Annotated in this window: 10 protein-coding genes; 4 read left to right on the forward strand and 6 right to left on the reverse strand. The window is 59.6% G+C overall.

Annotated elements, in window-relative coordinates; genetic code table 11:
• Positions 1-1133: DUF2868 domain-containing protein (locus BFP90_RS04940; RefSeq protein WP_065896126.1), on the reverse strand; the 1133-nt coding region annotated here is incomplete at its 3' end.
• Positions 1134-1223: 90 nt separating this feature from the next.
• Between BFP90_RS04940 and BFP90_RS04945 the strand changes: the two genes are divergently transcribed.
• A complete protein-coding gene (locus BFP90_RS04945) occupies positions 1224-1736 on the forward strand; it encodes a dihydrofolate reductase (protein ID WP_065896127.1) in 513 nt (170 codons plus the stop codon).
• Between the two features lie 95 nt (positions 1737-1831).
• Here the strand turns inward: BFP90_RS04945 and BFP90_RS04950 are convergent, their stop codons facing one another.
• The gene (locus BFP90_RS04950; protein ID WP_065891596.1) at positions 1832-3223 is read right to left on the reverse strand and encodes an L-cystine transporter; all 1392 of its coding nucleotides are present in this window, start codon (positions 3221-3223) and stop codon (positions 1832-1834) included.
• Between the two features lie 241 nt (positions 3224-3464).
• Between BFP90_RS04950 and BFP90_RS04955 the strand changes: the two genes are divergently transcribed.
• Complete coding sequence (locus tag BFP90_RS04955) at positions 3465-4523, forward strand: phosphorylcholine phosphatase (RefSeq protein WP_065896128.1); 1059 nt, start codon at positions 3465-3467, stop codon at positions 4521-4523.
• A 236-nt stretch (positions 4524-4759) separates the two neighbouring features.
• On the opposite strand, the gene BFP90_RS04960 is transcribed toward BFP90_RS04955, so the two are convergent.
• Together BFP90_RS04960 and ilvD are read right to left on the reverse strand one after the other, a co-directional pair.
• Positions 4760-6220 carry a hypothetical protein gene (locus BFP90_RS04960; protein ID WP_141688927.1) on the reverse strand — a complete coding sequence of 487 codons (1461 nt, stop codon included), beginning with the start codon at positions 6218-6220 and terminating at the stop codon, positions 4760-4762.
• Positions 6221-6384: 164 nt separating this feature from the next.
• Positions 6385-8226 (reverse strand): dihydroxy-acid dehydratase, encoded by a 1842-nt coding sequence (gene ilvD / locus BFP90_RS04965; protein WP_065896130.1) that lies wholly within the window; start codon positions 8224-8226, stop codon positions 6385-6387.
• A gap of 406 nt (positions 8227-8632) precedes the next feature.
• Between ilvD and BFP90_RS04970 the strand changes: the two genes are divergently transcribed.
• Positions 8633-9091, forward strand: coding sequence for an REP-associated tyrosine transposase (locus BFP90_RS04970; protein WP_065896131.1), 459 nt, complete (start codon positions 8633-8635; stop codon positions 9089-9091).
• Positions 9092-9215: 124 nt separating this feature from the next.
• Here the strand turns inward: BFP90_RS04970 and BFP90_RS04975 are convergent, their stop codons facing one another.
• A complete protein-coding gene (locus tag BFP90_RS04975; RefSeq protein WP_065896132.1) occupies positions 9216-10376 on the reverse strand; it encodes an MFS transporter in 1161 nt (386 codons plus the stop codon).
• Positions 10377-10594: 218 nt separating this feature from the next.
• Positions 10595-11791, reverse strand: coding sequence for a class I SAM-dependent rRNA methyltransferase (locus tag BFP90_RS04980; protein WP_015886370.1), 1197 nt, complete (start codon positions 11789-11791; stop codon positions 10595-10597).
• A 241-nt stretch (positions 11792-12032) separates the two neighbouring features.
• Here BFP90_RS04980 and BFP90_RS04985 point away from each other — a divergent pair, with 241 nt between their 5' ends.
• Entirely contained in the window at positions 12033-12899 is an 867-nt protein-coding gene (locus BFP90_RS04985; protein WP_065896133.1) for an HDOD domain-containing protein, read from the forward strand.
• The last annotated feature ends 16 nt before the right edge of the window (positions 12900-12915 follow it).

Here is a 12915-nt window from a genome sequence, read left to right on the forward strand (position 1 = left end):
CTGAGTTGTTCCAGCAGTTTGTTGCGCGATTCGCGGCTGTCGAGGATGCCGGCGTTCTTCACATTGGCGGGCAGTTTGGGCGGCCAGGGGTGCTGATCATCGAGTTCGACGGCCACCAGCAAGGCTCCATCGCTTTGCATCTCGCTGACGCCGCCGCTGACGTGATGCAACTGTTCGGGGGCGGCATCGTTGACCCCAAGCCGTTCGCTGCTGGGCATCAGGCGTTCGCGCAGTTGGGCGTAGCCGGGCAGGTTGAGGTCCAGGCGCAATGCCGCACGTCCGATTTTCCAGCGCCACAGGCAGAACAGGGCAAGGACCGCTCGGGGCAACAGGCCGTAGACCAGCAGCACGCCCACCAGCCAGGCGGCCCAGGCTTGGCGGGCGCTTTCGATATTCAGGGCGGAGTCGCCGCTGGCGCGGATCATGTCGACGGTCGGCACGTTGAAACCGAGCAAAGCGGGCAGGGTGCCGAGGGCCTGGGTGACAGCGATGAAGGTGTCGGCACCGAGGATGGTGGTTTCCCACACAAAGCCGTAACGCCGGGTGGCGAGCAGCATCAGCAACATCAGCATGGCGCTGAGCAACGCCAGTGACCACAGGCTGTTGACCAGGACGCCGACGGCCCAGCGATTGAGCTTCTGGCGCTGTAGCAACAGCAGCAGCGCCGGCGCCAGTTGCGCGGCCTTGGCGTCGCGGGCGAGTTTTTCACTGAGCCACAGCCACAAGCGCCCGAGGCTGGCACTGTGTTCGCCGGCAAACACCAGGCCCAGGGCCCAACTGAGCAGCAGGATCAGGTTCAGGCCGAGCAGGCTGCCCAGGGCCCAGAACACATTCACCGGGGCGAGGCCGTTGCCCAGGGCGGCAAACGCCAGGCCGGCGCCGCTGAAAATCGCGACGATCGCCAGCAGCACCAGGGCCAGGCGTGCGCCTTGCTGCCAGCGTGTGAGGGCGCCGGTCAGGCCATCGCGTTCGGCCAGGTGCAGCGCGCGATGCACGATGCGCGTCGGCAGGTCGCCACCGGCCGTGCGGGCCAGGCGGTTGGCTTCGAGATCTTCCAGAGGGCCTGCGTGTTCTTCACGCAGGCGTACGGTTTCGGTCAGCCAGAGGTTGTGCAGCGGGTTTAGTGCAGTCACGCGCCATCCTGTTGTGTTCGTGAGGTTGGAGCATAACCGCTGTGCACCCTGTTGGGGAAAGCTGCGCGGGGCTCTGGTATTCTCGTCGGCATGAAAAAAACTCTCCCTTTAAGCCTGATCGCAGCCCTCGGTGAAAACCGCGTGATCGGCGTCGACAACAGCATGCCCTGGCATTTGCCGGGGGATTTCAAGTATTTCAAGGCCACCACCCTGGGCAAGCCGATCATCATGGGGCGCAAGACCTGGGATTCCCTGGGCCGACCGTTGCCGGGGCGGCTGAACATTGTGGTCAGTCGTCAGACCGACCTGGTGCTCGAAGGTGCGCAAGTGTTTGCGTCACTGGAGGCGGCGATAGCGCGCGCGGAGGAATGGGCCAAGGCCCAGGGCGTGGACGAGCTGATGCTGATCGGCGGCGCGCAGTTGTATGCCCAGGGGCTGGAGCAGGCGGATCGCCTGTACCTGACCCGGGTGGCGTTGAGCCCTGAAGGGGATGCGTGGTTTCCGGCGTTTGATGCGAACCAGTGGAAGCTGGTGTCGAATGTGGAGAACCCGGCCGAAGGGGATAAACCGGCTTACAACTTTGAAGTCTGGGAGAAAGCTTAAAAGCATCGGGGGCAAGCCCCCTCCCACATTGGACCGCATTCTTCTGTTGGAACTCGGTCAACTGTGGGAGGGGGCTTGCCCCCGATAGCGCTCTATCAGACCTGCGCTAACTCAGCATGCTCATCGGCATCGAGCAACGCCTTGTCCGTCTGCCCCATGATCTGGCTGGTAATCGCCCCCGCCGTCATCGAGCCATTCACGTTCAGCGCCGTACGGCCCATGTCGATCAGCGGCTCCACGGAAATCAGCAGCGCCACCAGTGACACCGGCAAGCCCATGGCCGGCAGCACGATCAATGCCGCGAAGGTCGCACCACCGCCCACGCCCGCCACACCGGCCGAGCTCAGGGTCACAATCGCCACCAGCGTCGCGATCCACAGCGGGTCCAGCGGGTTGATGCCGACGGTCGGCGCGACCATCACCGCCAACATCGCCGGATAGAGCCCTGCACAGCCGTTCTGGCCGATGGTTGCCCCAAACGAAGCGGCGAAACCGGCAATGGACTGCGGGATACCCAGGCGGCGTGTCTGCGCTTCAATACTCAAGGGGATCGAGGCGGCGCTGGAGCGGCTGGTGAAGGCAAAGGTCAGTACCGGCCACACCTTGCGGAAAAAGCGCAGCGGATTGACCCCGGCCAGCGACAGCAACAGGCCATGCACCACAAACATCAGGCCCAGGGCCAGGTACGACACCACGACAAAGCTGCCGAGCTTGATGATGTCCTGCAGGTTGGAGCTGGCGACCACCTTGGTCATCAGCGCCAGAACACCGTACGGGGTCAGCTTCATGACCAGGCGCACCAGGCGCATCACCCAGGCTTGAAGGGTGTCGATGGCGTTGAGCACCTTCTGGCCTTTTTCCACGTCGTCCTTGAGCAGTTGCAGCGCGGCAACCCCCAGGAACGCGGCGAAAATCACCACGCTGATGATCGACGTCGGCTTGGCCCGGGCCAGGTCGGCGAACGGGTTGGCCGGCACGAACGACAGCAGCAATTGCGGGATATTCAGGTCGGCGACCTTGCCCGCGTAATCGTTCTGGATCACTTGCAGGCGCGCCATTTCCTGGGTACCGGCGACCAGCCCTTCGGCGGTGAGGCCGAACAGGTTGGTCAGGCCGATACCGATCAGCGCCGCGATCGCGGTGGTGAACAGCAAAGTGCCGATGGTCAGGAAGCTGATCTTGCCCAGGGACGAGGCGTTGTGCAGGCGCGCCACGGCACTGAGGATCGAGGCGAACACCAGCGGGATCACGATCATTTGCAGCAGTTGCACATAGCCGTTGCCGACCAGGTCGAACCAGCCGATGGAGGCCTTGAGTACCGGGTGACCGGCCCCGTAGATGGCGTGCAGCACCACACCGAACACCACGCCAAGCACCAGGGCGAACAGGACCTTCTTGGCCAGGCTCCAGTTCGTACGGCCGGTTTGTGCCAGGCCCAGCAGCAGGGCCACGAACACCAGTAAGTTGAGAATCAGGGGAAGATTCATTGAAGCTCCGTTGAGAAGGCAGCCAATCGCGTGAGCCTGCGATTGCGAACCGGGAAGCCTAACAGCTTGAAATATATTGATTTAATACCGATATGGAATGGTGACTGTCGTTTTTGGAATAAGCGCTTGACGCTCTGGCGTACGACCCTGGCGCGATCAGGATGCACACGGTCGGGCTCGACACGGGAACTGTCACAGGGATTTGTTAGCGTCGATGTTTTTCACTCAGGAAGAAACGCTTATGAAGCTCGCGCCGAAATTGCTTGCCGCCGCGCTTTGCCTCGGACTCGCCAGCCAGGTATTCGCCGCCACCGAGTTGAAACACTGGCCGGCGCCTGCCGCCAAACAGTTGAACGAGATGATCGCCGCCAACGCCAACAAGGGTAACTTCGCGGTGTTCGACATGGACAACACCAGCTACCGCTACGACCTTGAAGAGTCCTTGCTGCCGTACATGGAAAACAAGGGCCTGATCACCCGCGACAGCCTCGATCCGTCGCTCAAGCTGATGCCGTTCAAGGACACCGCCGATCATAAGGAAAGCCTGTTCAGTTACTACTATCGCCTCTGCGAAGTGGACGACATGGTGTGCTACCCGTGGGTGGCCCAGGTGTTTTCCGGGTTTACGCTCAAGGAGCTCAAGGTCCAGGTCGACGAATTGATGGCCTCAGGCAAACCCGTTCCCGTCAGCTATTTCGAAGGCGATACGGTGAAAAAGTCCGAGGTGCAGCCACCGAAAGTCTTCACCGGCCAGGCTGAGTTGTACAACAAGCTGATGGAGAACGGCATCGAGGTGTACGTGATGACCGCCGCCTCCGAGGAACTGGTGCGCATGGTCGCTGCCGATCCGAAGTATGGCTACAACGTCAAACCCGAGAATGTGATCGGCGTGACCACCCTGCTCAAGGACCGCAACACAGGCGAACTGACCACCGCGCGCAAACAGATTGCCGCCGGCAAGTATGACGAGAAGGCCAACCTCGGCCTGGAACTGACCCCGTATCTGTGGACCCCGGCGACCTGGATGGCCGGCAAGCACGCGGCGATCCTCACCTATATCGACGAATGGAAAAAACCGGTGATCGTCGGCGGCGACACGCCAACCAGCGATGGCTACATGCTGTTTCATGACGTGGATGTGGCCAAGGGCGGCATTCACTTGTGGATCAACCGCAAGGACAAATACATGACCCAGCTTAATGGCATGATCGCCAAGCACGCGGCGGCGCAGGCCAAGGAAGGGTTGCCGGTAACGGCGGACAAGAACTGGGTGATCGTCAAGCCGGAAGACATTCAGTAACAGGCTGGGCGCAGTAAAAAATGTGGGAGGGGCTTGCGCTAATAACGCTTTTTGTAGGAGCGAGGGGGCGCCTAGCTCTTGCTCGCGAAAAACTCACAGGCACCGCGTTCATTCAGGAAGCGCGCGTTATCGTTGACGTTTTTCGCGAGCAAGCTCGCTCCTACAGACGGCGGTTTACGCCCTTTCCTGATTTTTCAGGCAATTCAGTGCTGGGTATTTAAAAAGTACCTATAAAATCAATGCCTCGAGCGTGAAGTGTTCAATAATTTGCAGGCATCAAGCACTCTTTGATAAGCGTATTCTACTGCGTCGGCGTTATATTGGTCCGCGCCTGCCAGTTGATTGAATAATAAAGGCGTGAAGTTTTTCTGATCGTTATACGAAAACACCGTATAGGCTTCGTTAAGCGAGTGGCCTCCGCTGAAGGTGAGATAGGCCGCCGTCAGGGTTTTCGCATGCTCCATGGAAAATACCTTGCCTTCCTCGATCAGACTTTTAAATAAGTAGTTCAACACGTTGGTGCTGCCGGACATGCCGGTGCCTATTGCACGCTCAGCGTGCAGCGCGGCTCGATTGTGGGGAGTTATTTTCTGTGTGGTAAGTTGGTAGCAGTCAATCGGCCTGATGCCCTTGGTGCCCTGCAGGCGGGTCGGTTGCTGTGGTGCTGACTGATAAGGTAGCAATAGCCCGTATCGATCGCTGCGAAAGTTGCTGTTTTCAAGAGATTCAATCCGCTCTCGCTGGTTCTCGATGACATCGATATAGTGCTGCGTTGCCACCTCCGCCAGTGGCCGTAAATTGGGGGCCACCAACATATATTTCACTGCCAGCGACAAGGTCAATGGAATCGCATAAGGGTCGCGACTTTGCAGCATGGCGGTAAATTTTTGCGTATCGAAGGCTCGCAGGAATTCTTGAGTTTCCTTGATCTGTTCGCGCCATCCGGGTGGGTCGTCGCGCATCCTCTGATGGATTTCCGCGCACAGCGCGAGTTGCATGGCAGGTGGATAACTATTGAAGTCCGTTAGAAGTTTTTGCGTCAGCAATTCGTTGATGTGGTGCGATTGTGCCGTGGGATTATTAATTACATATTCTGAAAACGCAGTGTCGAAAAGCCGTCCATAGTAATTGTCATTGCGTTTGGTAATATAAAATTCCTTTTCCAGGGTATTTGATATCTCCTCTATTCTCGACAGCAACGCCTGGTTTTTTTCCGGTTCGAATGACAGGTCGCGCTGAAGCTGCGTTATAAGGTTTTGCGTAATGTCTCTTGAACTCCTGTTATCCAGCCAGCTTACTTTAAGGTGCTCGATGATGGGCGTTTTGATCGAGGTATCCAGTTCCGACTCTGCAATCGCAAGGGTCAACGCCAACAGCACTTCCTTGGGCGTCCTTATCAGCTCTTGCGCAGGCTGTGGGCGCTGAGTCAGTGGCGCAGTGATTGAATTGGAGATGTCTGTAAAGTTGCTGTTGGACAAGTGCCTGGGTTGAACTTTAGTGATCATGCCTCGGCTGTCTACCGTGACCATTTCCCTCATCCGAAACGCAGTTTCAGGGCTTATGGTTTTGCCGAGCAAGGTGTTGGCCATTTCGTCAGGACGTAAACGCCTGGTGCTGTTTTCAGAGCGCTGAGGTGCAGAGGGGGCGTAGTCCTGGGCCCGAAATTCTGCTGGAGGAACGCCGTCCGATATTTTCATCGCACCACCCTTTGGTTAAATCGATCGTCTCGCTTGGTGGGCGATTCGGTAAAAGGGTTCCAGATGGCAGTGCAAGGGACGCGGCGCGTCAGGCGGGGTAAAAAAATGCCCCGTGGGTACGGGGCATTTTTCAGGGGCAGCGATAGAGCGAAGGCAGATTAGACTTACAGCCCATCCAGCATCGCCTTGTTACGCACGGCGCCCTTGTCGGCGCTGGTCGCCAGCAGTGCATACGCCTTTAACGCGGTGGTCACCTTGCGTGGACGTTTCTCCACCGGTTTCCAGCCCTTCTTGTCCTGCTCGACCCGGCGCGCCGCCAGTTCTTCATCGCTGACCAACAGGTTGATCGAGCGGTTCGGGATGTCGATCAGCACCTTGTCGCCATCCTGCACCAGGCCAATCGCGCCACCGGCAGCAGCTTCCGGCGAAGCGTGGCCGATGGACAGGCCCGAAGTACCGCCGGAGAAACGGCCGTCGGTCAGCAACGCGCAGGCTTTGCCCAGGCCTTTGGATTTCAGGTAGGACGTGGGGTAGAGCATCTCCTGCATACCCGGGCCGCCTTTGGGGCCTTCGTAGCGGATGATCACGATGTCGCCTTCTTTCACTTCGTCGGCGAGGATGCCGCGAACCGAGCTGTCCTGGCTTTCGTAGATCTTGGCGCGGCCTTCGAAGACGTGGATGGATTCATCCACACCGGCGGTTTTCACCACGCAACCGTCGAGGGCGATGTTGCCGTACAGCACGGCCAGGCCGCCTTCTTGCGAGTAGGCGTGCTCGACGCTGCGGATGCAGCCGTTTTCACGGTCGTCGTCCAGGGTGTCCCAACGGGTCGACTGGCTGAACGCGGTCTGGGTCGGGATGCCCGCCGGGCCGGCCTTGAAGAAGTGATGCACCGCTTCGTCGTCAGTCTGGGTGATGTCCCACTTGGCAATGCCTTCGGCCAGGGATTTGCTGTGCACGGTCGGCAGGTCAGTGTGCAACAGGCCGCCACGGGCCAGGGAGCCGAGGATCGAGAAGATCCCGCCGGCGCGGTGCACGTCTTCCATGTGGTACTTCTGGATGTTCGGCGCGACCTTGCACAGCTGCGGCACGTGGCGTGACAGGCGGTCGATGTCGCGCAGGTCGAAGTCGATCTCGGCTTCCTGGGCGGCGGCCAGCAAATGCAGGATGGTGTTGGTGGAACCGCCCATGGCGATGTCCAGGGTCATGGCGTTTTCGAACGCCTTGAAGTTGGCGATATTGCGCGGCAACACCGACTCATCGTTCTCGGTGTAGTAACGCTTGCACAGATCGACGATGGTGCGGCCGGCCTGCAGGAACAGCTGCTCGCGGTCGCTGTGGGTGGCCAGTGTGGAACCGTTGCCCGGCAACGCCAGGCCCAGGGCTTCCACCAGGCAGTTCATCGAGTTGGCGGTGAACATGCCGGAGCACGAACCGCAGGTCGGGCAGGCGCTGCGCTCGTATTCGGCGACTTTCTCGTCAGACGCGCTGGAATCGGCGGCGATGACCATGGCGTCGACCAGGTCCAGGCCATGGGAGGCAAGCTTGGTCTTGCCGGCTTCCATCGGGCCGCCGGAGACGAAGATCACCGGGATGTTCAGGCGCAGGGCGGCCATCAGCATGCCGGGGGTGATCTTGTCGCAGTTGGAGATGCACACAATGGCGTCGGCGCAGTGGGCGTTGACCATGTACTCCACGGAGTCGGCGATGATCTCGCGGCTCGGCAGGGAATACAGCATGCCGTCATGGCCCATGGCAATGCCGTCATCCACGGCGATGGTATTGAATTCCTTGGCCACGCCACCGGCGCGTTCGATCTCGCGGGCGACCAGTTGACCCAGGTCCTTGAGGTGGACGTGGCCGGGTACGAACTGGGTAAACGAGTTGGCAATCGCGATGATCGGCTTCTTGAAGTCGTCATCTTTCATCCCCGTGGCACGCCACAATGCGCGCGCGCCGGCCATGTTGCGGCCGTGGGTGGATGTTTTCGAGCGGTAATCAGGCATTGGAGCACTCCGGGCGGCTAATCGGTATCAAAGGGGAGTGAGCTTCTATTGACGTCTGGAACACTCAGAAAATGGCCGTGTGTCCGGAAGTTGCCACTCGCGTCGCGGGATCGCCGCGTGCTTGGGCCTCGAGCTCATAAACCCGCCGGGGGATGACTGGCGATGAATAGGGCCGATTCTACACCGCTGACGGCTGGAGGGAATGGCCGTCTACCTGTAGGAGCGAGCTTGCTCGCGAAGATCGTCGACGATAACGCAGCGCTATCAGGTAGCCCGTGGCGTCTATTTGTTTTTCGCGAGCAAGCTCGCTCCTACAAGGACGGACATATCCAGAACAATTGTTTGAGGGCTGATTGGCGCTTCAGCTCCTACCGTTTCTCTTCCAATCACAGAAGAGGACGAAGGAATGTCCACTCAGCAAAATGCTTATCGGCTGCGTAAAGGGCGCTATTCAGAATCGGGCCGTATCTACTTGCTAACGGCTGTCACCCATCAACGGCAACGCATTTTTCAAGACTGGCTTATCGGTCGCTTGCTGGTCCGCGAATTCAGAAAGGCTCAGGAAGATGGAGATGCAACGTCACTGGCCTGGGTGGTCATGCCCGACCATTTCCACTGGCTGGTGGAGTTGCACAACGGCGATTTGCCCAGGCTCATGCAGCGAACCAAATCGCGAAGTGCCCGTGCAGTCAATAAGGCAAGACAGTCCTTCGGAGTGCTTTGGCAAAAAGGCTATTTCGACAGGGCGCTGCGTCGTGAGGAGGACTTGAAGGCAATGGCTCGCTACATCGTCGCAAACCCACTGCGCGCAGGCTTGGTCGAGCACATTGGCCAATACCCGCTATGGGACGCCATCTGGCTATAAGGCACCTCTACCTGTAGGGGCGAGCTTGCTCGCGAAGAACGTCAACGATAACGCAGCGCTATCAGGTAGCCCGTGGCGTCTATTCGTTCTTCGCGAGCAAGCTCGCTCCTACAAGGGGAAGGCGTCAGCGATGGATCCTGGCATTCGTCAGCCAACCCCACAGGCTCAAAACAATGAAGCTGACAGCAATGGTCATCAGTAAATGGGCACCGGTTTGCGCGAGGGCGGCGCTGCTGACGGCGGCGGTGAGGAACATGATGCTGTTACCCGCTGATGCCGCCGTCCCCGCGCTGCTTGAAAACAGCAACATCGCCGCCGAAATGGCGGCCGGGCGCACCAAGGTCACGGCCAGGGCGCTGATCAGCATCGGTATCAGCAGGGTCACGCTGGTGATGGCTTGCAGGCTGACGATCAGCGTCAACAACACACCGGCGCCGAGCAACAAGCCGAGGCCGATATTGATCTGCCGTGACAGCGGGATGCGTTTCTGCAGGTAGGAAGCCACCAGGCCACCCAGCAGATAGGCGACGCCGTACACCATTAACACGAGCGCGTACTCGTATTCAGAGAGTTTCAGCGCATCCATGAAGATCAGCGGTGTCACACTGATCAAGGCGAAGTAGCAGGCGAACACCAACGCTGCAATCCACCAGTAGCGCAGGAAATCGTGGTTGGCGGCGACGGCCTTGAGTGTGCCGACGATGGACACCGGTGCTCGATGCGTACTGGCGGATTTGGTGGGCAGGATGCACTGCGCATGGATCAACATGCCCGTAGCCATCAGCGCGAAGCCGTAGAAGCTGCCTTGCCAGTCGAACGTGGTTTGCAGCCAGGAGCCGATCAGCGGCGACAGCGCGACGAACGAGCCACTCAAGGTCATGTAATACAGACGAACGCGGGCGCGGTCTTGCTCGTCGAACAGGTCTTCCACCAGCGCATGGCCCAGCACAAAGAAACCACAGCCCATGGCTTGCACTGTGCGAAACAATAGGAACGTCAGGTAGTCCGGTGCCCATGCACAGCCTATCGCGCCGAGGATGGAAAGCAGGATGCACCCGAGCAGGACTTCCTTGCGCCCCCATTTATCCGACAATGGGCCGGCGATCAGTTGCGAGATCGAAAACACCAGGGTGAACAGGCTGATGGACAGCGCGATGTCTGCGCTGGGCGTGTCGAATTGGGCAGACAGGGCAGGGAACGACGGGAGCAGGATATTGATCGGGAAGAAGCTAATCAGGGAAATGCAGGTGATGAGGGTGAAGCGGGAGAGCGTGGGCCCAGACATTGTTTTTGTTTTCCGGAGTAAAACCAGAAACCGATACTAGCCTGCGAAAAATGGAATTCAATCAGAAGTGCTGTGAGCCATTTCCTTTAATGGTGTGAGCCATCACTGTAGGAGCGAGCTTGCTCGCGAAGAGCGTCAACGATAACGCGGGGTATTTGATACTCCGCGGCGTTCTCGGGTTTTTCGCGAGCAAGCTCGCTCCTACAAGGTGGTCGGCGTCAGCTATTGGGCAACAACCGGCACGTAATGCTCTTGATATACCGCGTTTCGACAATCGCCGGGTGCACCGGGTGGTCCGGGCCCTGGCCGCCGCGTTCGAGCATCTGGATATTACGGTCCAGGTGGCGGGCGCTGGTGAGCAGGATGTTCTGCAGGTCGTCTTCGGGCAGGTGCATGGAGCACGAGGCGCTGACGAGGATGCCGTCCTTGCTGAGCAGGCGCATGGCTTGCTCGTTCAGACGGCGGTAGGCGCCTTCGCCGTTTTTCATGTCTTTTTTGCGTTTGATGAAGGCCGGTGGGTCGGCGACGATCACGTCGAAGCGTTCTTCGCTGGCTTTCAGTTCTTTCAACGCTTCGAAGACGTCGCCTTCGATGCAGGTCATCTTCTCGGCCACGCCGTTGAGCGCGGCGTTGCGCTCCACGCCGTCGAGGGCGAAGGCCGACGCGTCGACGCAGAACACTTCACTGGCGCCGAAAGCGGCGGCTTGCACGCCCCAGCCGCCGATGTAGCTGTACAGGTCGAGCACGCGCTTGCCTTTGGCATACGGCGCCAGGCGTGCGCGGTTCATGCGGTGGTCGTAGAACCAGCCGGTTTTCTGGCCCTGGATCACCGGGGCTTCGAATTTCACGCCGTTTTCTTCCAGCGCCACCCATTCCGGCACCAGGCCGAACACGGTTTCGACGTAGCGGTTGAGGCCTTCGGCGTCGCGCGCGGCGGAGTCGTTCTTGAACAGGATGCCGCTGGGCTTGAGCACCTGGGTCAGGGCAGCGATCACGTCCTCTTTGTGGGCTTCCATGGTCGCCGAAGCGATCTGCACGACCAGGATGTCGCCGAAACGGTCGACCACCAGGCCCGGCAGCAGGTCGGAATCGCCATAGACCAGGCGGTAGAACGGCTTGTCGAACAGGCGATCGCGCAGGGACAGGGCGACGTTCAGGCGGTGCACCAGCAGCGACTTGTCCAGCGGCAACTTGATGTCACGCGACAGCAGGCGGGCGCAGATCAGGTTGTTCGGGCTCATGGCCACGATGCCCAGGGTCTTGCCGCCGGCCGCTTCCAGGATAGCCTGGTCGCCTGCCTGGAAGCCGTGGAGTGGGGTGGCGGCCACGTCGATTTCGTTGCTGTAGACCCACAGGTGGCCGTTGCGCAAACGACGATCGGCGTTGGCTTTGAGACGCAGGCTTGGCAGGGACATGACGTCGCTCCGGAAAAAAGAGCGGGAGTATACCGTGTTGTGCATTGCTTGGCGGCGCCGCCGGACATGTGGGAGGGGGCTTGCCCCCGATAGCGGTGGGTCAGTCAGCTCATCTTTCACTGATATACCGCAATCGGGGGCAAGCCCCCTCCCGCATTTGATCGAGTTTCAATCGGGCATTTGGGTGTCGGCCCGGTCTGCTTAAAGGGTAGAATCCACACCTAGCCCAGAGTGTGTACTTATGTCCCAAGAGCTTTCCGCCGAACAGATCCAGCAGGTCCTGCAAGGCATCAGCGTACCGCCCCAGCCGCAAATCATGGTGGATTTGCAGATGGAGCAGTACATGCCCGACCCGGACCTGGAAGTGATCGCCCGGTTGATCGCCCAGGACCCGGGCCTGTCCGGCGCATTACTGAAGATCGTCAACTCGCCGTATTACGGCCTGAGCAACAAGATCGCCTCGATTCAGCGCGCGGTGAACCTGTTGGGCAGCCGCTCGGTCATCAACCTGATCAATGCGCTGTCGATCAAGGGCGAGATGAGCGACGACACCATTGTCACGCTCAACCGCTTCTGGGACACGGCCCAGGATGTGGCCATGACTTGCCTGAGCCTGGCCAAGCGCACCGGCTCCCAGACGGTTGACGAAGCCTATGCCCTGGGCCTGTTCCACGACTGCGGCGTGCCGCTGATGCTCAAGCGGTTCCCGAACTACATGACGGTGCTGGAGCAGGCCTACGCCAATGCCGGTCCGGATTGCCGCGTGGTCGACACCGAGAACAACGCGTTCAACACTAACCATGCCGTGGTGGGTTACTACACCGCCAAGTCCTGGCGCCTGCCGGAGCATGTCACTGACGCCATCGCCAATCACCACAACGCCCTGGCGATTTTCAGCGATGAGTCGTCGCGCAACCCCGTCCTCAAGAACCTGCTGGCGATCCTGAAAATGGCCGAGCACATCTGTTCGTCCTATCGCGTGCTGGGCAACCAGACCGTTGACCATGAGTGGGATGCGATCAGCCCTCTGGTGCTCGATTACGTGGGCCTGTCGGACTACGACTTCGAAAGCATGAAGTTGTCGATCCGCGAACTGGGCGCGCACTGAGCCTTTCTTCCCGAGG

The sequence above is a fragment of the Pseudomonas sp. 24 E 13 genome (assembly GCF_900004715.1).
Taxonomy (GTDB): Bacteria; Pseudomonadota; Gammaproteobacteria; order Pseudomonadales; family Pseudomonadaceae; genus Aquipseudomonas; species Aquipseudomonas orientalis_A.

Coding starts and splice junctions, on each gene's coding strand:
- BFP90_RS04980 (WP_015886370.1), bottom strand. CDS start 11,791: ATGTCCCTGCCAAGCCTGCGTCTCAAAGCCAACGCCGATCGTCGTTTG.
- BFP90_RS04985 (WP_065896133.1), top strand. CDS start 12,033: ATGTCCCAAGAGCTTTCCGCCGAACAGATCCAGCAGGTCCTGCAAGGC.
- BFP90_RS04960 (WP_141688927.1), bottom strand. CDS start 6,220: ATGAAAATATCGGACGGCGTTCCTCCAGCAGAATTTCGGGCCCAGGAC.
- BFP90_RS04975 (WP_065896132.1), bottom strand. CDS start 10,376: ATGTCTGGGCCCACGCTCTCCCGCTTCACCCTCATCACCTGCATTTCC.
- BFP90_RS04945 (WP_065896127.1), top strand. CDS start 1,224: ATGAAAAAAACTCTCCCTTTAAGCCTGATCGCAGCCCTCGGTGAAAAC.
- ilvD (WP_065896130.1), bottom strand. CDS start 8,226: ATGCCTGATTACCGCTCGAAAACATCCACCCACGGCCGCAACATGGCC.
- BFP90_RS04950 (WP_065891596.1), bottom strand. CDS start 3,223: ATGAATCTTCCCCTGATTCTCAACTTACTGGTGTTCGTGGCCCTGCTG.
- BFP90_RS04955 (WP_065896128.1), top strand. CDS start 3,465: ATGAAGCTCGCGCCGAAATTGCTTGCCGCCGCGCTTTGCCTCGGACTC.
- BFP90_RS04970 (WP_065896131.1), top strand. CDS start 8,633: ATGTCCACTCAGCAAAATGCTTATCGGCTGCGTAAAGGGCGCTATTCA.